Origin of the sequence: Sphingopyxis sp. RIFCSPHIGHO2_12_FULL_65_19 (assembly GCF_001830555.1) — a bacterium.
Classification (GTDB): domain Bacteria; phylum Pseudomonadota; class Alphaproteobacteria; order Sphingomonadales; family Sphingomonadaceae; genus Sphingopyxis.
This window is the reverse complement of sequence record NZ_MIAM01000008.1, coordinates 1-18357: the sequence shown is the minus strand read 5'-3', so window position 1 is coordinate 18357 and position 18357 is coordinate 1. Positions and strand designations below refer to the sequence as shown.

The following is an 18357-nucleotide window of genomic DNA, read 5'->3' as shown; positions in this document are numbered from 1 at the left end:
CGTGACCGTCAGCTTGCCCGACTGGCGGCGGCTGTCGCCGCCACGGGGTGCCTTCGGCTCGGGGCGCTTGGGTTCGGGGCGCTTGGGCGCCTCGACCGGGGTAAAGCGACGCGGCGCCGGGGCCGCGCTGGTGGTCGCCGGCCGCGCGGTCGGCGCGGCGGCGGCCTCAGCCTGCGGTTCGACGGCGGCCGTGGCAGCGGGTGCTTCGGCAGCAGGCGCTTCGGCGGCGGCCGCAGCCGGCGCGGATTCCGCGGTCTTCGCAGCAGCCTGTTCGACGCGGGCTTCGGCGCGCGCCTTTTCTTCCTCGGCGGCGCGGGCACGCGCGGCTTCGTCGCGGCGGCGATTTTCTTCCAGCGCGTTCATGCGCGCTTCTTCGGCCTCGCGCAGCAACTGCGCCTGGCGCTCCTGACGCGTCATCAGGCTTTCATTCTCGCTCGCGCGCGGGGCGGGCTTCGGAGCGGGCGCGGGCGCGGGAGCGGGAGCCGGTGCGGGCGCCGGTGCGGCCTCGACCTCTTCGACCTCGACCGGCGCGGCTTCGCCCGGACGGCCCAGCACGCGGCGACGCTTCACCTCGACCACCACCGTATTGCGGCGCCCGTGGCTGAATTGCTGCTGCACCTGTCCGGCCTCGACCGTCCGCTTCAGCCCCAGGGGCTTGCGGGTAAGGGTCGGTTTGTCCTGTTCGTCACTCATCGAAAACCATCATTCCTTCAAAACGCGTCCGAAGCGGCGGTGCCGGTCGGCAGCGCCCCATTTTTTTCCTCGCCAGAAGCCGGCGCGGTATGCGGGTCGGAATCGCGGTTGGCCGCGTCCCTACTCCATCCTGTGAAAAACTGCCAGCGGCTCAAATGCGCCAGTACCCGGTCCGCAGCGCGGGCGTCGGTCAACGCCAGATGCACCGCATTCTCGCGCCCCAATGCCATAGATAGGGTGCCGCGGTCCACCGGCAAGACCAGGCCTTCGCGGCCAGAGCCTTCATCGTCCTCGCCGACGCGCCACGCCTGCGCCAGTTTCTTGCGGCCGTCCTCGCCCGCATCGCTGGCGTGGAGCAGCAGGCGGACCTGGCCCTTGCGCGCCGCGGTTTCGATCTTTTCATTGCCGCTGAGCAGCGTGCCCGATCGCGATTCCAGCCCCAGCCGGTCAAGCGTCGCGCGCTGAAGCTGTGCCTCGATGCGCGCGCCAATATCCTCGGGGATGGTGAAATTGCCGTCCTGAAGCGCGCGCGCCAGCCCGCCTTTCAGCTTGCCCTTGGCCTGTGCGGCTTCCAGCGCCGCACGATCGACGCCGATCCACGCGCCGCGCCCCGGCGCCTTGCCATGGACGTCGGGCGCAATCGTGCCGTCGGGGCCGAGCGCCAGGCGCACAAGCCTTTCGGCCGGCGAAACCTCGCCGGTGATGACGCAGCGCCGTTCAGGCACATGCTGGCCGCGCCGACCAGCGCGGTCTGGTTCGCTCAGCTGATCATTGTGCGGGGTCCGCATCGGCGGCCTCCCCGTTTAGCGGCTCCGCCGCGGGCCCGGCTTGCGGAGCATCGGCCGCCGGTTCGCTCGACTCTTCGTCGTCGAACCAGTGCGCGCGCGCCGCCATGATGATCTCGTTGCCCTGCTCTTCGCTCAGGCCATATTCGCCCAGCACGCCGCCCTTGTCCTCGGCGCGTTCGCTGCGCGGCGGACCGCGGCGATTGTCGGTGCGCTTCTTGGCGATCAGCTCGTCGGTCGCCAGGTCGGCGAGGTCGTCGAGCGTCTTGATCCCCGCCTTGCCCAGCACCACCAGCATCGCTTCGGTCAGGTGCGGGATGTCGGCCAGCGCGTCCTCGACGCCCAGCTCGCGGCGTTCGGCGCGCGACGCTTCTTCGCGGCGCTCCAGCCCCTCGAGCGCGCGGCTTTGCAGTTCCTGCGCCAGTTCTTCGTCGAACCCTTCGATCCCGGCGAGTTCCTCGATGCCGACATAGGCGACTTCTTCGAGTTCGGTGAAGCCTTCGGCGACGAGCAGCTGTGCCAGCGTTTCGTCGACGTCCAGCTCTTCCTGGAACATCGTCGAGCGTTCGACGAATTCGCGCTGGCGCTTCTCGCTGGCATCCGCCTCGGTCATGATGTCGATCTGGCTGCCGGTCAGCTGGCTGGCGAGACGGACATTCTGGCCGCGGCGGCCGATGGCGAGGCTGAGCTGGTCGTCGGGAACGACGACTTCGATGCGGCTGTCATCTTCGTCGATGACGACGCGCTGCACCGTTGCCGGCTGAAGCGCGTTGACGACGAAGGTCGCCGTGTCTTCGGACCAGGGGATGATGTCGATCTTTTCGCCCTGCATTTCCTGGACGACCGCCTGGACGCGGCTGCCCTTCATGCCGACGCACGCGCCGACGGGGTCGATCGAGCCGTCATAGCTGATGACGCCGATCTTCGCGCGCGAGCCCGGATCGCGGGCGGCGGCCTTGATCTCGATGATGCCGTCGTAGATTTCGGGGACTTCCTGCGCGAACAGCTTCTTCATGAAGTCGGGGTGCGCGCGGCTCAGAAAAATCTGCGGCCCGCGCGTTTCGCTGCGCACCGACAGGATCAGCGCGCGAACGCGGTCGCCGACGCGCATCAGTTCGCGGGGGATCTGCTGGTCGCGGCGGATGACGCCTTCGGCGCGGCCGAGATTGACGACGATGTGGCCGAATTCGACCGATTTCACGACGCCGGTGATGATCTCACCCGCGCGATCCTTGAATTCGGCGTATTGACGCTCGCGATCGGCTTCGCGGACCTTCTGGAAGATCACCTGCTTCGCCGACTGCGCGTCGATGCGGCCAAGGTCGACCGCGGGCAGCGGGTCGACGATGAAGTCGCCGATCTTGGCGTCCTTCTGAAGCTTCTGACCGGCGGCCAGGTCAACCTGCTTGAAATAATCCTCGACCTGCTCGACGACCTCGACGACGCGCCACAGGCGCAGGTCGCCGGTCTGGGCGTCGAGCTTGGCGCGAATATCGTTCTCGGCGCCGTAGCGGGCGCGCGCGGCGCGCTGGATCGCCTCTTCGATGGCCTCGATGACGATGCCCTTGTCGATCATCTTCTCGCTGGCGACGCTGTTGGCAATCGCGAGCAGCTCGGCCTTGTTGGCGGAAATGGCAGTGGCCATCAGTCCTGTCCTTCTTCTTCCATTTCGTCGGCACCCTCGATCGAGAGCGGGACGGTTGCGGCAATCAATTTGTCGGTGAGAACGAGCTTGGCCGTGTCGATCGCGTCGAACGGCAGCTTGTGTTCCACACCCTCTTTATCCGAAATCGTGACGACATCGCCGTCGATACCGACCAGCTCGCCGTTGAAGCGCTGACGCCCGTCGCGCTTTTCCTTCAGCGCGATTTTCGCCTCATGCCCCGCCCAGTCGGCGAAGTCGGCCGGACGCGTCAGCGGCCGGTCGATGCCGGGCGACGAGACTTCCAGACGATAGGCCTGATCGATCGGGTCCTTGCCCGCCTCTTCCAGAGCATCGAGCTTTTCCGAAATACGGCGCGACAGGTCGGCGCAATCGTCGATCGTCAGCTGGCGCGTCTCGGGGCGTTCGGCCATCACCTGCAACGTCGGATCGCTCTCGCCGCCGAAAAAGGCGACGCGCACGAGCGCCAGGCCCATCGCTTCGGCTTCGGGCGCAATGATCGCATTCAGGACGTCGAGATCGGCCAATGAAAATTCCCGTTTCGGATGACCGGAAAGCATGTGGGTATAGCCGCCGCGGCCCGCGGCCCCGACGTCCCAACTGGCTAACCATGTCAAGAAGTAGGGCGCATATAGGCTTTGGCGGGTGAGTCGGCAAGGGGGAATGCGGACAAGGGTGCCGCGGGCGGCCACCGGGCCACGCTGCCCCCTTGCCATTCGCTTGCCATCGGATAGGCATCGGCGATGGCCTTCGACCACCGACCCGACGCCCTGACGCACGATCATGTCTTTCTGGGCAAGCGCCACGACGAGAATGCGCGCCGCACTTTGTGGGTCGTCGCGTTGACCGCGGTGATGATGGTCGGGGAAATTGCGGCCGGGATCGCGTTCAATTCGATGGCGCTGCTCGCCGATGGTTTTCACATGGCAACCCATGCCGGGGCGCTTGGCATCGCTGCGGTGGCTTATGCTTATGCAAAGCGCCACGCCCATGGACGCCGTTACAGCTTCGGCACCGGCAAGGTCGGCGACCTGGCGGGCTTCGCCTCGGCGCTCGTGCTCGGCATCGTCGCGCTGGGCATCGCATTGGAATCGGTGACGCGCCTGCTCGACCCGCGGCCCGTCGCCTTTACCGAAGCGACAATCATCGCCGTGGTCGGGCTGGGCGTGAATATCGTCAGCGCGCTGCTGCTCGGCCACGGGCACGACCACGGACATGATCACCACCACCATGGCGAAGCGCATGCGCATGACCATCACCACGAACGCGACAACAATCTCCGCTCAGCCTATCTGCATGTCGTCGCCGACGCGCTGACCTCGGTCCTCGCGATCGCCGCGCTGCTCGGCGGCCGCTATCTCGGCTGGGTGTGGCTCGATCCGGCGATGGGGATCGTCGGGTCGATCGTGATCGCGGCGTGGGCGGTTTCGTTGATGCGCGAAACCGGCGCGGTCCTGCTCGATGCGACCGACGCGGCGCTCGAGGCAAAGATCCGCGAACTGGTCGAGGGGCCCGGCGACACCCGGATCACCGACCTTCATGTCTGGCGCGTCGGACCGGCGGCCCATTCGGCCATCATCAGCGCCGTCGGCGCGACCCGTGAAACCATTTGCCAGCGCGTCGCCCCGCTGCACGGGATCGAACATCTGACCGTCGAGATACGATAAGCCGTCGCCTTGCCTCGACCCCTGTTCGCAACCACAGAGTCGCCCAATAATTTGGCTAGAAAGCACATGAAATTCCCAAAAATCGGGAAAAAACTTGACTTTTCCACAAAATAACGCCAATGTAATTTCGCTAACGTCGCCTGCGACGGAATTTTGATGCCGACCGGCGGATACTTCCCTTCACACGCTACCAGCTCTGCCGGTGCTTTTGCCGGTGGATATTCCTGTTTTCGTGAAAGGAAACACCCATGCCGATCGGCACCGTAAAATTCTTCAACAGCGACAAGGGTTATGGCTTCATCGCCAACGAAGATGGCTCGGGCGACAGCTTCGTCCACATCAGCGCCGTCGAGCGCGCCGGAATGTCCACGCTCAACAAGGAACAACGCGTTTCCTATGAACTGGAAACCGACCAGCGCGGAAAGACCTCGGCGGTCAATCTCCAGACTGCATGATCCGGACCCGGCGGGCGCCTTCGGGCGTCCGCCGGACCATCGGTTCGGCAGGACCATGCTCGCGCAGACCAAAGGAATATACCGTGGATATGAACGAGCTTTTCTATCATCACCAGATGGCGCTGATCGCCGCGGTCCGGTCCGGACGGACGGGAAAGCATCGGTCGAATTTCGACCTGCCCGGCCATTATGCCCGGCGCATCGACGATTATCGCACCCATCGCGGCATGCCGAAATATTTCGCAAATCCGCCGCTCAAGGCGCCGTCGGACGCCAGCATCGCCTAGTCGATTCGTTCGATCTCGATGTGCGGCCAGTGCGCCGCCAGCTGCGCTGCCCAGCGATCGTGGGGCCAGGGGATCACCTCCTCGCTGAACCAGAACAGCCGATTCCCTTCGCGGTCGTACAAATGCACCGCATCCGCGCTTTCGTCCTGACGGACGATGCGCAGCTTGCCGATACGCGACGGATGGATGCGCCCTTCGTCGCCGCCGCTGTTCCCGATCCTGCCTTGCCACCAGACGAGATCGCCCGTTTCCGGGTCTAGCAAGCTGCCGCGGTTCGGATTGGCGAGCATGTTGAGCGCGGCACCGAGGGCGACGAGCGCGCCGAAGCCCTGCGCAAGCGGGACCAGCCAGGGCGCGCATTCGCGGCCATCATCGCTGCAATTTTCGGCCGGATCGACCGTCGATCCGGCCCAGAAAAAGACCAGGCCAAAGCCGAGCAGCAGCCACATTCGCCAGTCGGTCCGCGCGCTGCGCCGATAGGAGGGGATTGCAGTACGGCTCATGGCGCGGGTCTAGCATGTCCCCCTCAACAGACGGCTAACGCTGCTTCGGCCGAAACGACCCGTCGAACATGAAACATTTTGTTGGCGTTTCAGCGTATAAGAAAGGTCTCATGCCGCCCGCGCGAATCACGCACGGCGGAGGCGACGGAATTTGACATACGCATGAAGCCCGAATTGAACCTCAGCGCCCGATCGACCTGGCGCGACCCGGCGCCCGAAAAGCCGGTGGGGCCGGGGCGCGCCTTCTGGGCCGCGATCATGGCCGTGGTCACGGTCGCCTGCCTTGCCTTCCTGCTGACGAGTGGACAATTTCGCGCGCCCGCCTTCCTGGGGCCTTATAGCGTTTCGGTGCCGCTGAATTTCCGCGCCTACGACCCGGCACGCTGGGCGATTATGAATGCCGACGATTATGAAGCGGCGTTGAAGATCGACCCCACCCTGCCCAACCCCAACAGCGTCGGTTATGGCGATGCGGCCGCGCTGCCCCCCGCCGATCCCGCGCTGCTGCGCGACGAGGCTTTTGTCGGCCCGCCCGCCAAACCCTATGTGTTTCGGGGGGTTACTGCGCTCGATCGCGAGCGGGCGCATTATTGCCTGACCGCCGCCATCTACTACGAAGCCGCGTCGGAAACCGACGACGGGATGCGCGGCGTGGCGCAAACGGTGATCAACCGTGTGCGTCACCCAAGCTTTCCCAACACCGTGTGCGGCGTCGTCTTTCAGGGATCGCAGCGCGCGGGCGTTTGCCAGTTTACCTTCAGCTGCGATGGCGCAATGGCCCGCGCCCCGTCGAAACCGAACTGGCTGCGGGCCAGCCGCATCGCATCGGCCGCGCTCGGCGGCGCGGTTTTCCCCAAGGTCGGGCTGGCGACGCATTATCACACACAGGCGATCTGGCCGCGCTGGGGCAAAAGCCTGGTGATGACCAACATCGTCGGCGCCCATATTTTTCATCGCTGGCGCGGACGCTGGGGGATGCCCGATGCATTCCGCGCGCCCTACCCCGGACGCGAACCCGTTCCCGGCCCCTATCTGCCGCTGGCGCAGCAATTGGCGATCCTGAAAGGTCAGGGCCTTCCGCCCGGCGCGGGTCCGGCACCGATGCTCGCGGGCCCTGCCGTTCCGTTGCCCGATGTGGCTGCTGCGCCCCTGCCGGGTGCGATGGCGCCCGCTGCACCCGTGGCGCCGCTACCCGCGCCCGCGCCCGCTGCGCCAACCTACACCGATCCGCGGCTCAACCAGTCGGGCCAGGTGCGCGAAGAATTTCGCGGCAGCGGAGAGTGGAAACGCTGACCCGATCGGCCTAGGCTGCCCGCATCACGACGGGAGGCCATCATGGGACATGTAAAAGGCATCGGCGGGCTGTTTTTTCGGGCGCGCGATCCGGAGGCGCTCAACGCCTGGTATCGCGAACGGCTGGGGATCGGCGCCGGTTGCAACGCCGACGATAGCGGTCCGGTGAACGAATGGGTGTGGAACGTCGCCGCAGGCCCACTGGTCTTCAGCGCATTCAAGAACGACACCGATTATTTCGCCGCCGACCGCCAGTTCATGATCAACCTGCGCGTCGACGACCTCGACGCTGTGCTCGCCCCGTTTCGCGAGGCGGGCGACGCAATCATCACCAAGGACGAATGGGACGATCCCGCGATCGGGCGCTTCGCGCGGGTCCACGACCCCGAAGGCAACCCGATCGAGTTGTGGGCGCCGCCTAAAACCTAGGGTCCTGACCCTGGGGCCAGGACTCCACGATCGTCATCCCGGCGAAGGCCGGGGTGACGGGGGACTTACCGCCCCTGGCTGCGCCAGCGCTTGACGACGCGTTCGAGGATTTCAGCCTCGCCGCCGGTTTCGCGCCACAGTTTGGAGAAGAGCGGATCGCTCGACGCCGGCCGCTTATCTTCTTCGAGCGTGTCGAGATAGACGCGGATCGGAATTGAAACCCCCTCGCCGCAGACGATGCATTCGCGGTTGCGCAACGCGGGGATCGAATCGATGAAGCCGCGCGCGCCTTCGGGCATTGCGGCTTTCACGAAATGCTGGTCGCGCTCGTTGTTCAGGCGCATCGATATGATCGTGCCGCACTGCGACAGCACGCCTTCGGCCAGATCGGACGGGCGCTGGGTAATCAGGCCCAGCGACACGCCATATTTACGGCCTTCCTTCGCAATGCGTTCGAGCACCTTGCGGACCGCCTGCCCCTGACCGATGTCCTTGGCGGGGATATAGCGATGCGCTTCCTCGCAGACGAGCAGGATGGGGCGCTGCGGCTCGCCACGCGACCAGATCGCATAGTCGAAGGTCAGGCGCGACAGCACCGCGACCACGACGCTGGTGATGTCGCTGGGAACCCCCGACACGTCGATGATCGAGATCGGGCGGCCGTCCGACGGCAGGCGGAAAATCTTGCCGATGAAATTCGCCATCGTGTCGGCGACGAGCATCCCGGAAAACATGAAATTATAGCGCGGATCGGCGCGCATTTCCTCGATCTTGCCCTTGATGCGCATGAACGGGGCGGACGACGTCGCCTTGTCGAGCTTGCCCATCTCGTTCGTCAGGATGCTGAGCAGGTCCGACAAGAGATAGGGGATAGGCGAATCGACCGTGAGCTTGGTCATGCCTTCGGCCAGTCGGCTCTTCTGGCGTGCCTGGAGAAGGCATTTGGCGAGCACGTCGCAATCGCTCTGCCGGTCGCGGCCTTCGCTGGTGACGAACACTTCGCAATGTTCTTCAAAATTCATCAGCCAATAGGGCATGGCGAGATTGTCGACGTCGAACAGCGCGCCGATCCCCTTGAACGCCGCCGAATATTCGCCGTGCGGGTCGATCATCAGGATATGGCCCTGCGGCGCCATCTCGCAAATCTTGTGCAGGATCAACGCGGCGCTGGTCGACTTGCCCGTGCCGGTCGATCCCAGCAGCGCGAAATGCTTGCCCAGCATCGCGTCGATGTAGAGCGAGCCGCGAATATCCTTGGTCGGATAGACCGTGCCGACCTCGACATGCGCGCGTTCGTCGGCGGCGTATATCTGCTTCAGGTCGGCGCTGGTCGCTGCAAAGACCTGGCTACCGGGGATCGGGTAACGCGTGACGCCGCGGCGGAAATTATGGATGCGGCCGGTGATCTTTTCCTCTTCGCCTTCGCCCAGGAAGTCGATGGTGGCGACGATCAGCCCTTCGCCGCGTTCGTGCAATTGCTGGTCGCGGATGCTGGCGATCAGCCAGACATTGCCGACGCGGACCTTGACCTGCGCGCCGACCTGGCCCGCCATGGCGACCGCGGCGTCGGCGGACGATGCCAATTTGGCGATGGTCGCCGCGTCGAGCAGGATGCGCGAGGCTGATCCCGAAATATCGATCACTTCGCCGATCATCAGGTCGTCGCGATGATGGTTGATCGCCGGTGCGACCGGCGCCGCCACGCCGCCGCCGGCCAGGCGCACATGTTGTGCCGCCGTCGAATCACCGGCCGTGAAGCCACCTTGCATGTCCATCAACTCGTCCCCGCCTTTTTATATGGTCCCGCGCATCGCTATCGCAGACGAGGGTAAATAGGCTGTGAACTTAAGGTCGTTCGCGCGGGTCAGCGGCGGCGGAAGATCGCCGACGCGGCATAACCGAGGATAAGCGACAGCAGCACGGCGGACAGGCCATAGAGAAAACCGTGGCGCTGCGCCGCGAGCGCGACGAACCGTTCAAAACCCGCCTTGCGGATCTGGACATCGCGCGACGCCACCGCAAGCACCCGGCCGCGGCTGATCAGATAGGTTTCGGCGCGATAGGTGCCGACCGGAACGCGCGCCGGCACGGGAATACGTGCCCGATAAAGCACCCCCTCCGTGATTTCGACCGCCGCCGGATTTTCATAGAATAGTCCCATCCGCCGATAAAGGTCGCTGAGACCAGCCTCGAAACGTTCGAGCTTCTTCGCCTCGGAAAAGCCGCTTGGCGACATCGACAGGTTGGCAAGGCCAAGCTCGAAAATCGCCGCCGTCCGCTCATCGACCAGCTTGTCGACCGGCCGCGACGATCCGATCGCGTAGAAACCGGGCGAGGTGCGCAGCCGAATGCTGCTGGCATTGACCCAGATGCCCGCGACACGACGCTTCTCGCGCAGGATGATCGGTCGCACTGGCCCCTTCAGCACAACGACAATGTCGGCGCGGTCGTCGGGCAGGCGTTGGCCCGGATAAAGGATCGCGCCGAACAGCAGCAATTCCTCGCCCGTGAAGCTGTATTGGATGTCGATCGCGCGGCTCGACACGTCGGGCACCAGCCGCGGGTCGGCGGCCTGCACGGCGGTCGCGGGAAACAGGACCACAGCAAGCCACAGGATCAGGGCGCACAGGCGGGTCATTGGACCGTGTAGATTTCGTCGGGGCGGATGAAAAGGTCGACCGCCATCCGCGCTGCAACGAGCAGGACGATCACCGCCAGTGCCATGCGCAGATATTCGGGCTTCACCTTTTGCGCGAAGCGCGCGCCAATCTGGGCGCCGGTCACGCTGCCGAGCAGCAGCAGCCCCGCGAGCACAATATCGACCGCGCCGGTCGTCAACGCGTGGACCATCGTCGTCGCGATCGTCACGAACAGGATCTGGAACAGCGAAGTGCCGACCACGACCTGCGTCCCCATACCAAGCAGGAAGATCATCGCGGGCACCATGACAAAGCCGCCGCCGACGCCGAGCAGCATCGTCAATATGCCGACCACCATACCCAGGATCAGCGGCGCGAGCGGCGAAATATAAAGCCCGGAGCGATAGAAGCGCCAGCGCAGCGGCAGGTTGGCAACCATCGGATGGTGGCGCCGCTTCCGCGCCGGCGCAGGCAGTCCTGCGCGCATGTTGCGGAGCGCGCCGAGGGCCTCGCGCGCCATGATGCCGCCGACCGATCCCAGCAGCACCACATAGAGGATGTTGATCACCGTATCGATCTGTCCCCAGGCGGTCAGCAGCTCGAAAAGCCCGGCGCCGATCAACGAACCCAGGAGGCCGCCGACGACGAGCACCGCCCCCATGCGCAGGTCGACCCCGCCGCGTTCGAGATGCGCCAGCGCCCCCGACACGCTGGCGCCCGTCACCTGCGTCGCTGCCGATGCCGCAGCGACCGTGGGCGGAATGCCGTAAAAGATCAGCAGCGGGGTGGTCAGAAAGCCCCCCCCGACGCCGAACATGCCCGACAGGAAGCCGACCCCGCCACCCAGCAGGATGATGACCAGCGCGTTGACCGACAGATTGGCGACTGGAAGGTAAAGATCCATAGGCCCCGAATGCGTACCGACGACGCCGGGAGAGCGCCGATTCCGAGGACCCTAGACGATTTTTACGGAGCGGGGAATCGGCTGTCGCGGGTTATTTCGCGCGAGGTCAGAAGTCCGCGGCGAGGGTCAGCGCAACGCCGCTTTCGGGGTGGGCATCGCCCGCGATACGCTGGCGCCAGTCGAGCGCGATCCGGCTTCCCTCGCCGACTTGCGGAAGGCGGAGCGTCAGCCGCGGACCGACATCGACGCGCGACGCGCCCGGCTGCACCGCCCCCGCGGCCAGGGCACCGAGCCGCAGCGCGGACGTTTCGTCGCGGCCAAGACGGCGGTCGACGATGATCGCACCATCGGCAAAACCGTCGCGCCGCCGGGTGCCGACAACGCCCGCCTGGGCATAGGCGTCGAGTCGGAAGCCGATGGGCAGCGCAACCTCGGACACGCCGCCGCTCGCCATGACGGCAAGCGCGGTGCGCCCCTCTCTCCCCGCCGCGACGCGCTGTTCGATCGCGAGGTCGATCGGCACACGGGCCAGCGGGGCAAAGGCGACGCCCAATGCGACCTCGCGCTGTGCCGGCCGCTCGATCGCGATCGTCGCCCGGCCATAGGCGCGCAGCCGTCCCGTCTCCCCAAAGCCATAAGCAAGACGGAGGCCTGCCTGACTGCCCCCAAGCTGGCTGGCTTCGCCGATGGCGCCGGGGGCTTTTCCCGAACCGTCGCGCAAATAGAGCCAGCTGCCGAGAGACCAGCTGGACAGCGGCTGGCGTATCCAGAAGGGCCTGCCCTGCCCCGGCGCGGCGCGCGCGGCGGGGATGGGCGGGAACAGCACGCCGCCGTTTCCGACAGCCGAGCGCCGGCCGTCGCCCACCGCGGACGGGAACAGCCGCGCCATCAACGCAAGGCGAAGGCTATGGCGGTCGGCGCCAGGACGGTCTGCGACCGCGACGCCACCATCGGCACCGGGCGGGTCGGCAGTTGGCAGTGACAGCAATGAAGCCGCAGCGGGCCGTGATGCCGCTGCCCGCGGCAATGATGTGCGGGCCTGCGCCCGACTAAAGGGGTCGGCATTGCTGACCGCGAAAGGGGAAGGCGCCACCCACGGCGCGGTGTCCGCATCGGGAGCGACCGACATGGCGGGGGTCCACAGCATGATGATACGCAGGATGATCCAGCCGCCGACACACAGGAGCAGGAAACGGAGCGCCGGCGCATCGCGGCGCGCGTTGGCGCGACGCGCCATCATCGCGCCACGGTCCGCGCAAAGGCGTCGCCCGGCGCGCCTTCATGGTCCAGATGCTCGGTCTTGTCCCAGACGACCTCGCCCGACCGCAGCATCCGCCAATACAGCATGACGGCGCGGCGCGCGGCGAGCATCGCGATCACATTGGCGACAAAGGCGCGCGGCACCGCGAAGGCGGCTTCGCGCCAGCCATACCAGCGTGCGGTAAAGTGGATGCGCAGCGCCATGCGCCAGCCGAGCAACATGGCGTTGAACGCCAGCAGCAACGTCATGCCGTCGCCGAGCGGCGGCGCGGTCCAGCCGAGCAGCACCTGTCCCGCCCAGCCGATCGCCGTGACGAGGAGCCCAGCATAAGCAGCGAGCAGGACGAGCGCCGCGAGCAGCGCGCGGCGATCACGCCAGAGCATCCAGCGCGCGAGCCAGGCGCGGCCAGCAGTCAGGTCGCCGCCGCGGCGCGATCCCGGCCAGCCGAGGTGATCCCAACCCGCCAGCGCGATCCCGGCGACCCAGCGGGCCTTTTGCTTCACCGCGGCATCGACCCCGCCGGGAAAGGCGCCACGCGACACGATGCGGTCGCCCGCCGGGCCGGTTGCTTCCACGAAGCGGGCGTCGAGGCCGTAGGCGCCGATCACCATTCCGACCTCATAATCCTCGGTCAGGCTGTCGGAGCGAAAGGGCTCGCCGCCGCGCTCGATCGCCAACAGGGCCAGCGTCGAACGCGCCAGCGCGCAGCCGACGCCCGCCGACGGAAGCGGCATTCCGAGCCGCGAGCGGACGACCAATTCCTTGCCATGCGCTTCGGCAAATTCGTCGCCATAATGGCCGCCGATCCAGCGCGCGCCACGCTCGATCGACGGCACGACGGGGATCTGCACCATGGCATTCGCGCCCAGATAGGTTCGATACAGCGCCAGTTCGTGCGGATGAACATGGTCTTCGGCATCGTGAAGAACGACGGCCGCGAAGCGCATGCCTTCCGCGCGTTCATCCTCGCCAAGCGCCGCCCATAGCCGGTTGAGATTGTCGCCCTTGGTCGTCGGCCCTTCGCGTCCCCCGATCACCAGCCGCAACCGGCGGTCGCGGGCGATCAGCGGCGACACGGCAAAAAGCGTTGCCGCATCGTTGGGATAACAACCGACATAGAGGCGGACGTCCTCGCCGTCCCACGCCGCGAGCGTCCGGCGCAGCATCGCGGGCAGCACCCCGGCCTCGTCCCACGCCGGTATGAAAACCGCGAACCGACCGCCAAGCGGCGGCGCATCGACAGGATGGGGGCGGTCAGGGCGGCGGGTCGCCAACCACAAAGCGTCGAACAGCAGATCATCAAGGCCCATGAGCAAGATACCGACCGATGCGAACAGCATCAGTTCGTGACCAGCGCCGAACACCAGCCATTCCAGCCATGCGATCGACAGATCCACCCTGCTAGCGCGCCCCCACCGGCGACGTGACGTCACCCACGCCAAGAATGCTAATGGGCGAGCTGAATTTGTAAAGCGGCGCTGCTGCCGTTAGTGAACCCGTGCGTCCCGGAACGAACCAAGGAACCATGTTACCCATGAACCGCGATTTTCCGCCCCCTTCGGCGCTACGCGCCTTTTTGGCGAGCGAAAGCGCGGGCGGCATGCTGCTGATTTTCGCCGCCATTTTGGCGATGATTGTCGCCAATTCACCGCTCGCCGAGACCTATGAGCATGCGATTCACGCCGTGACCGGTCCCGTCCTCACCGACAAGCTGGGGCCGATGACGGTCCATCTGTGGATCAACGACGGGTTGATGGCGATTTTCTTCCTGCTCGTCGGGCTGGAGATCAAGCGCGAGTTCGTCGACGGGCGGCTCGCGAGCTGGGACCGCCGGCGGCTGCCGTTCATCGCGGCCGCGGCGGGGATGGCCGTGCCCGCGGCGATCTACATCGGCTTTGCCGGCAGCACGCCTGGACTGGCCCAGGGGTGGGCCATTCCCGCGGCGACCGATATCGCCTTTGCCATGGGTGTGCTGGCGCTGCTCGGCACGCGTGCGCCGACGTCGCTGAAGCTGTTCCTCGTCACCGTCGCGATCGTCGACGATATGGGGGCGGTCGCGATCATCGCGCTTTTCTATACGGCCAAGATAAACCTCGTCGCGCTCGCCGCCGCCGCCGCGATCCTGGGCATCATGTTTGCGTGCAACCGCGGCGGGGTGAAGAACCTGCCGCTGTATCTGCTGCTGTTCGCTTTCCTGTGGTACGCGATGCTGTTGTCGGGCGTCCACGCAACCATCGCCGGGGTGCTGGCCGCGATGACCATCCCGTTCGAGCGCACGCCGGGCACGCCCGACAGCGCAACATCGCCGCTGCACCGGCTGGAGCATGGTCTCCATCCGTGGGTCGCCTTTGCCATCGTGCCGCTGTTCGGCTTTGCCAACGCCGGGGTCGATGTCCGCGGGCTTTCGGCCGACCAGCTGTTCGCGCCGTTGCCTCTGGGTATCGCGGCGGGGCTGTTCATCGGCAAGCAGATCGGCATTTTCGGCAGCGTGTGGCTGGCGGTCAAGCTGGGCGTTGCGGGCAGGCTGCGCGGCGCGACCTGGCTGCAGGTCTATGGCGTCGCGATGCTGTGCGGCATCGGTTTCACGATGAGCCTGTTCATCGGGGGCCTGGCCTTTCCGGGCGACGCGCTGCTGATCGAGGAGGCGAAAATCGGTATCCTGATGGGGTCGCTTCTCGCCGCGCTCACCGGCTTTGCGGTGCTGCGCTTCGCTCCGCTGCACCCGTTGCACGGCGCGGTCGAAAGCGAATCCAACGCCGAAATCACCGCCGACGGCGATGTCCGCGACACGTCCGAACAGCGCGCTACGGAGGATTGATGCGCCCTTTCTTTACCCTGTCGCTGATTGTCGCCCTGTCGGGCTGCGCCGCAAGCGAAACAACCGCGCCCGCCAAGCCGGGGATCGCCACGGTCGAGGTACGCCGCACCGCCGCGACGCAGGCGATCGACGAGATTGCGGCGAGCTATCTGCGCCTGACACTCGAAATCGGGACGCATGAGGCGGGCTATATCGACGCCTATTACGGCCCGCCCGAATTGAAGACGGCCGCCGAAGCGGCGCCGCGCGACAAACCCGCGCTGCTGTCCGCGACGCGCGCGCTGATGGCACAGGTCGATGTCGCGGCGCGGCGCATTTCCGATCCGCTCGAACGTCGGCGCGCGGCGTTCCTGCGCGCCCAGCTGCGCGCCGCCGAAACGCGGTTGATGATGATGCAGGGCACGCGCTTCGCCTTTGCCGACGAGGCTGAGCGACTGTTCGGGGTGCGGCCGCGGCTGAAGCCGCTTGCCAGCTATGATGGCGAACTCGCGAAGATCGCGGCGCTGGTGCCCGGCGAAGGTGCGCTTGCCGACCGCGTCGAGACCTATCTCGACGCCTTCACCATCCCCAAGGGCCGCCTGCAAAAGACGTTCGATGCCGCGATCGCGCGGTGCCGCGGGCGGAGCATGGCGCATATTCCGATGCCGGACGGCGAAAGCTTTCGCCTGGAGTTCGTGACCGGCAAGAGCTGGAGCGGCTATAATTATTACCAGGGCGGCTATCACAGCCTGATCCAGGTCAACACTGACCTGCCGATCCGCCTGTCGCGCGCGCTCGACCTTGGCTGCCACGAAGGTTATCCGGGGCATCATTTGCTCAACATGAAGCTCGAAGAGAAGTTGGTGAAAGAACGCGGGTGGCGCGAGTTCAGCGTCTATCCGCTCTACAGCCCGCAGAGCCTGATCGCCGAGGGCAGCGCCAATTACGGTATCGACCTGGCCTTTCCCGGCAGCAGCAAGGCAGACACCGAACGCGACATATTGATGCCGATCGCCGAGATCGCGGTGCCCGCGGACGACCGTTACTGGCAGCTGCTCGCGGCGATCAAGCGCGCGTCGGGTGCGCGGCTGACGATCGCGCAGCAATATCTGGACGGCGAGATCGACCGGGCCGCGGCGGTCGCGTTGACCCAGAAATATCTGCTCGTCTCGCGCGAGCGTGCCGAACAGTCGATCAGCTTCACCGACCAGTATCGCAGCTATGTGATCAACTATGGCCTGGGCGAAGCGATGGTCCGGGCGCATGTCGAACGCGGCAAACCCGGCCGCGACGTCCTGTGGCAGCGGATGGAGAAACTGGTCAGCGAACCGACGCTGCCCGCCGATTTGCTGGCCCGTTAAATATCGACGACGATCTTGCCGAAATGCCCATTCGCGGCCTGATGCCGGAACGCATCGGCGAGGCGGTCGAGCGGAAAATGGTCGCTAATCACCGGGCGGATGCCGTTCGCTTCGATCCCCGCGATCATGTCGAGCTGCTGCGCGCGGCTGCCCACCGTCAGCCCCTGCACCCGCAAATTCTTCGCCATCAGCAACCCCGTCTGCACCGGCCCTGCAAATCCCGTGAGAACGCCGATCAGCGCGACATGGCCGCCGACGCGGGTCGCGATCATCGACTGGTCGAGCGTCCCGGCGCCGCCAATCTCGACCACGGTATCGACCCCGGCCCCGCCGGTCAGTTCGAGCGCCTTTGCGCCCCATGCGGGCACATCCTTGTAATTGATCGTCTCGTCGGCGCCGAGCGCCTTCAGCCGTTCGAGCTTGGCATCGGACGAGCTGGTCGCGATCACCCGCGCACCCGCGGCCTTGGCGAATTGCAGCGCGAACACCGACACGCCGCCGCTGCCCTGGACCAGCACCGTCGATCCCGGCTGGGTTGAGCCATCGACGAACAAGGCGCGCCACGCCGTCAGTCCGGCGCAGGTCAGCGTCGCGGCCTCTGCGGCCGAATAGCCCTGGGGAACGCGCGTGAACCAATGCTGCGGCGTCACCACGGCCTCACGCGCATAGCCATCGATGCCGTCGCCCGGTACGCCGCGAAACGCCGTCGCGGGCGGTGCGCCGTCGATCCAGTCGGGGAAGAAGATCGACACCACCGTATCACCGGGTTTGAACTGGGTAACCCCCGCGCCCACCGCTTCGACCGTCCCGGCACCATCGGACATCGGGATGCGCCCACCGGCGGCGGGGATCATCCCGACGACGACGGCATAGTCGTGGAAGTTGAGCGATGACGCGGCCAGCCGCACCCGGATCTCGCCCGGCCCCGGATCGCCGGGGTCGGGCGGGTCGGTCGGCACCAGATTGTCGAGCGACGCCGGCGCGCGCAATTGCATGGCTTTCATGTCATCATCCTTGGGTTACCGATCAGGCGGCGGAGAGCGCGCCCGATTTCCAGAGCAAAAACGGATAGGTCGCGACGATTAGAATGAAGCTGGCCGAAATGCCCCACGGCACGTCGCCGCCACGCCCCGCCGCCACGAGCGGCGCAACAAAGGCGAGCAGCCACATGCTTTTGTAGATGATCTGCACCACCAGCAGCGGCGCGAACAGCTTTGGCATCACCAGCCCCGCGACGCTGCACGCAAGGATCGCGAACCACAAGCTGCCGACGAGCAGGCGCAGCCCCGCCGATTCATCGACTTTGCCCTCGAACACGCTCGCGGCCCCGCTGCCGAGAAACATCCCCCAGCAGACGGGAACGAGGATCAATATGTTCGCGACATAGGCAATGCGGAGCAACCCGGCGCCGTCGAACATCCGACTATTCCGCTGCCATCGCCATTTCGACGCGCTGCGGGCCGCGAATCACGCCGCCGGGGGTCGGTCCCTGCATCGCGCCATTGCGAAAGGTCACCTCGCCCGACTTGATCGTCGCGACATAGCCATCGGCCTTTTGCAGCAGGCGCTTGCCGCCCGCGGGCAGGTCGAACGCCAGCCACGGCTTGCCGAGCTTGATCG

General features: G+C 66.0%; 19 protein-coding genes and 1 pseudogene. 7 read left to right on the top strand and 13 right to left on the bottom strand.

The window, feature by feature from the left end; all coding sequences use genetic code 11:
* The 4 genes from A3E77_RS01755 to rimP form a co-directional block, all read right to left on the bottom strand.
* Positions 1–693: translation initiation factor IF-2 associated domain-containing protein (locus A3E77_RS01755; protein ID WP_293643188.1), on the bottom strand; the 693-nt coding region annotated here is incomplete at its 3' end.
* Positions 694–710: 17 nt separating this feature from the next.
* Positions 711–1481, bottom strand: coding sequence for a DUF448 domain-containing protein (locus A3E77_RS01750; RefSeq protein ID WP_293643187.1), 771 nt, complete (start codon positions 1479–1481; stop codon positions 711–713).
* Entirely contained in the window at positions 1462–3123 is a 1662-nt protein-coding gene (gene nusA / locus A3E77_RS01745; protein WP_293643186.1) for a transcription termination factor NusA, read from the bottom strand. The genes A3E77_RS01750 and nusA overlap by 20 nt, the downstream gene beginning before the upstream one ends.
* Positions 3123–3668, bottom strand: coding sequence for a ribosome maturation protein RimP (rimP, locus tag A3E77_RS01740; protein ID WP_293643185.1), 546 nt, complete (start codon positions 3666–3668; stop codon positions 3123–3125). The genes nusA and rimP overlap by 1 nt, the downstream gene beginning before the upstream one ends.
* A 216-nt stretch (positions 3669–3884) precedes the next feature.
* On the opposite strand from rimP, the gene dmeF reads away from it, so the two are divergent.
* The 3 genes from dmeF (at position 3885) to A3E77_RS01725 (ending at position 5550) form a co-directional block, all read left to right on the top strand.
* The gene (gene dmeF, locus A3E77_RS01735) at positions 3885–4808 is read left to right on the top strand and encodes a CDF family Co(II)/Ni(II) efflux transporter DmeF (protein WP_293643184.1); all 924 of its coding nucleotides are present in this window, start codon (positions 3885–3887) and stop codon (positions 4806–4808) included.
* A gap of 248 nt (positions 4809–5056) precedes the next feature.
* The gene (locus A3E77_RS01730; protein WP_293643183.1) at positions 5057–5263 is read left to right on the top strand and encodes a cold-shock protein; all 207 of its coding nucleotides are present in this window, start codon (positions 5057–5059) and stop codon (positions 5261–5263) included.
* Positions 5264–5352: 89 nt separating this feature from the next.
* The gene (locus A3E77_RS01725) at positions 5353–5550 is read left to right on the top strand and encodes a hypothetical protein (protein WP_293643182.1); all 198 of its coding nucleotides are present in this window, start codon (positions 5353–5355) and stop codon (positions 5548–5550) included.
* On the opposite strand, the gene A3E77_RS01720 is transcribed toward A3E77_RS01725, so the two are convergent.
* On the bottom strand, positions 5547–6053 hold the full coding sequence (locus A3E77_RS01720; protein ID WP_293643181.1) for a hypothetical protein: 507 nt from the start codon (positions 6051–6053) through the stop codon (positions 5547–5549). The genes A3E77_RS01725 and A3E77_RS01720 overlap by 4 nt on opposite strands.
* Positions 6054–6215: 162 nt before the next feature.
* On the opposite strand from A3E77_RS01720, the gene A3E77_RS01715 reads away from it, so the two are divergent.
* Entirely contained in the window at positions 6216–7346 is a 1131-nt protein-coding gene (locus tag A3E77_RS01715) for a cell wall hydrolase (RefSeq protein ID WP_293643180.1), read from the top strand.
* Positions 7347–7388: 42 nt separating this feature from the next.
* Positions 7389–7775: a VOC family protein gene (locus tag A3E77_RS01710; RefSeq protein WP_293643179.1), complete on the top strand. Its 387-nt coding sequence runs from the start codon at positions 7389–7391 to the stop codon at positions 7773–7775.
* 65 nt (positions 7776–7840) lie between these two features.
* On the opposite strand, the gene A3E77_RS01705 is transcribed toward A3E77_RS01710, so the two are convergent.
* The 5 genes from A3E77_RS01705 to A3E77_RS01685 all read right to left on the bottom strand — a co-directional run bounded on the left by A3E77_RS01705 (position 7841) and on the right by A3E77_RS01685 (position 13976).
* On the bottom strand, positions 7841–9550 hold the full coding sequence (locus A3E77_RS01705) for an ATP-binding protein (RefSeq protein WP_458574399.1): 1710 nt from the start codon (positions 9548–9550) through the stop codon (positions 7841–7843).
* An 89-nt stretch (positions 9551–9639) separates the two neighbouring features.
* Positions 9640–10413: a TIGR02186 family protein gene (locus tag A3E77_RS01700; RefSeq protein WP_293643178.1), complete on the bottom strand. Its 774-nt coding sequence runs from the start codon at positions 10411–10413 to the stop codon at positions 9640–9642.
* Entirely contained in the window at positions 10410–11318 is a 909-nt protein-coding gene (locus A3E77_RS01695; RefSeq protein WP_293643177.1) for a sulfite exporter TauE/SafE family protein, read from the bottom strand. Before A3E77_RS01695 ends, A3E77_RS01700 begins: the two co-directional genes overlap by 4 nt.
* 106 nt (positions 11319–11424) lie before the next feature.
* On the bottom strand, positions 11425–12555 hold the full coding sequence (locus A3E77_RS01690) for a hypothetical protein (RefSeq protein ID WP_293643176.1): 1131 nt from the start codon (positions 12553–12555) through the stop codon (positions 11425–11427).
* Positions 12555–13976, bottom strand: coding sequence for a glycosyl transferase family protein (locus A3E77_RS01685; protein ID WP_293643175.1), 1422 nt, complete (start codon positions 13974–13976; stop codon positions 12555–12557). Before A3E77_RS01685 ends, A3E77_RS01690 begins: the two co-directional genes overlap by 1 nt.
* Positions 13977–14113: 137 nt before the next feature.
* On the opposite strand from A3E77_RS01685, the gene nhaA reads away from it, so the two are divergent.
* Together nhaA and A3E77_RS01675 are read left to right on the top strand one after the other, a co-directional pair.
* Positions 14114–15397: a Na+/H+ antiporter NhaA gene (nhaA, locus tag A3E77_RS01680; RefSeq protein ID WP_293643174.1), complete on the top strand. Its 1284-nt coding sequence runs from the start codon at positions 14114–14116 to the stop codon at positions 15395–15397.
* Entirely contained in the window at positions 15397–16737 is a 1341-nt protein-coding gene (locus A3E77_RS01675; RefSeq protein ID WP_293643173.1) for a hypothetical protein, read from the top strand. The genes nhaA and A3E77_RS01675 overlap by 1 nt, the downstream gene beginning before the upstream one ends.
* Here A3E77_RS01675 and A3E77_RS01670 read toward each other — a convergent pair.
* The 3 genes and pseudogenes from A3E77_RS01670 to A3E77_RS01660 all read right to left on the bottom strand — a co-directional run.
* The gene (locus A3E77_RS01670) at positions 16734–17741 is read right to left on the bottom strand and encodes a zinc-dependent alcohol dehydrogenase family protein (RefSeq protein ID WP_293643172.1); all 1008 of its coding nucleotides are present in this window, start codon (positions 17739–17741) and stop codon (positions 16734–16736) included. The two genes, A3E77_RS01675 and A3E77_RS01670, sit on opposite strands and share 4 nt — an antisense overlap.
* Before the next feature lie 22 nt (positions 17742–17763).
* Positions 17764–18156: a hypothetical protein gene (locus A3E77_RS01665; protein ID WP_293643171.1), complete on the bottom strand. Its 393-nt coding sequence runs from the start codon at positions 18154–18156 to the stop codon at positions 17764–17766.
* A 4-nt stretch (positions 18157–18160) separates the two neighbouring features.
* Positions 18161–18357, bottom strand: a pseudogene (locus A3E77_RS01660) (D-aminoacylase); the annotation flags it as partial.

Excerpts from the sequence above, each read along its gene's own strand:
- A3E77_RS01750 (WP_293643187.1), bottom strand. The coding sequence starts at position 1,481 with ATGCGGACCCCGCACAATGATCAGCTGAGCGAACCAGACCGCGCTGGT.
- nusA (WP_293643186.1), bottom strand. The coding sequence starts at position 3,123 with ATGGCCACTGCCATTTCCGCCAACAAGGCCGAGCTGCTCGCGATTGCC.
- dmeF (WP_293643184.1), top strand. The coding sequence starts at position 3,885 with ATGGCCTTCGACCACCGACCCGACGCCCTGACGCACGATCATGTCTTT.
- A3E77_RS01730 (WP_293643183.1), top strand. The coding sequence starts at position 5,057 with ATGCCGATCGGCACCGTAAAATTCTTCAACAGCGACAAGGGTTATGGC.
- A3E77_RS01725 (WP_293643182.1), top strand. The coding sequence starts at position 5,353 with ATGAACGAGCTTTTCTATCATCACCAGATGGCGCTGATCGCCGCGGTC.
- A3E77_RS01720 (WP_293643181.1), bottom strand. The coding sequence starts at position 6,053 with ATGAGCCGTACTGCAATCCCCTCCTATCGGCGCAGCGCGCGGACCGAC.
- A3E77_RS01715 (WP_293643180.1), top strand. The coding sequence starts at position 6,216 with ATGAAGCCCGAATTGAACCTCAGCGCCCGATCGACCTGGCGCGACCCG.
- A3E77_RS01710 (WP_293643179.1), top strand. The coding sequence starts at position 7,389 with ATGGGACATGTAAAAGGCATCGGCGGGCTGTTTTTTCGGGCGCGCGAT.
- A3E77_RS01705 (WP_458574399.1), bottom strand. The coding sequence starts at position 9,550 with ATGGACATGCAAGGTGGCTTCACGGCCGGTGATTCGACGGCGGCACAA.
- A3E77_RS01700 (WP_293643178.1), bottom strand. The coding sequence starts at position 10,413 with ATGACCCGCCTGTGCGCCCTGATCCTGTGGCTTGCTGTGGTCCTGTTT.
- A3E77_RS01695 (WP_293643177.1), bottom strand. The coding sequence starts at position 11,318 with ATGGATCTTTACCTTCCAGTCGCCAATCTGTCGGTCAACGCGCTGGTC.
- A3E77_RS01690 (WP_293643176.1), bottom strand. The coding sequence starts at position 12,555 with ATGGCGCGTCGCGCCAACGCGCGCCGCGATGCGCCGGCGCTCCGTTTC.
- nhaA (WP_293643174.1), top strand. The coding sequence starts at position 14,114 with ATGAACCGCGATTTTCCGCCCCCTTCGGCGCTACGCGCCTTTTTGGCG.
- A3E77_RS01675 (WP_293643173.1), top strand. The coding sequence starts at position 15,397 with ATGCGCCCTTTCTTTACCCTGTCGCTGATTGTCGCCCTGTCGGGCTGC.
- A3E77_RS01670 (WP_293643172.1), bottom strand. The coding sequence starts at position 17,741 with ATGAAAGCCATGCAATTGCGCGCGCCGGCGTCGCTCGACAATCTGGTG.
- A3E77_RS01665 (WP_293643171.1), bottom strand. The coding sequence starts at position 18,156 with ATGTTCGACGGCGCCGGGTTGCTCCGCATTGCCTATGTCGCGAACATA.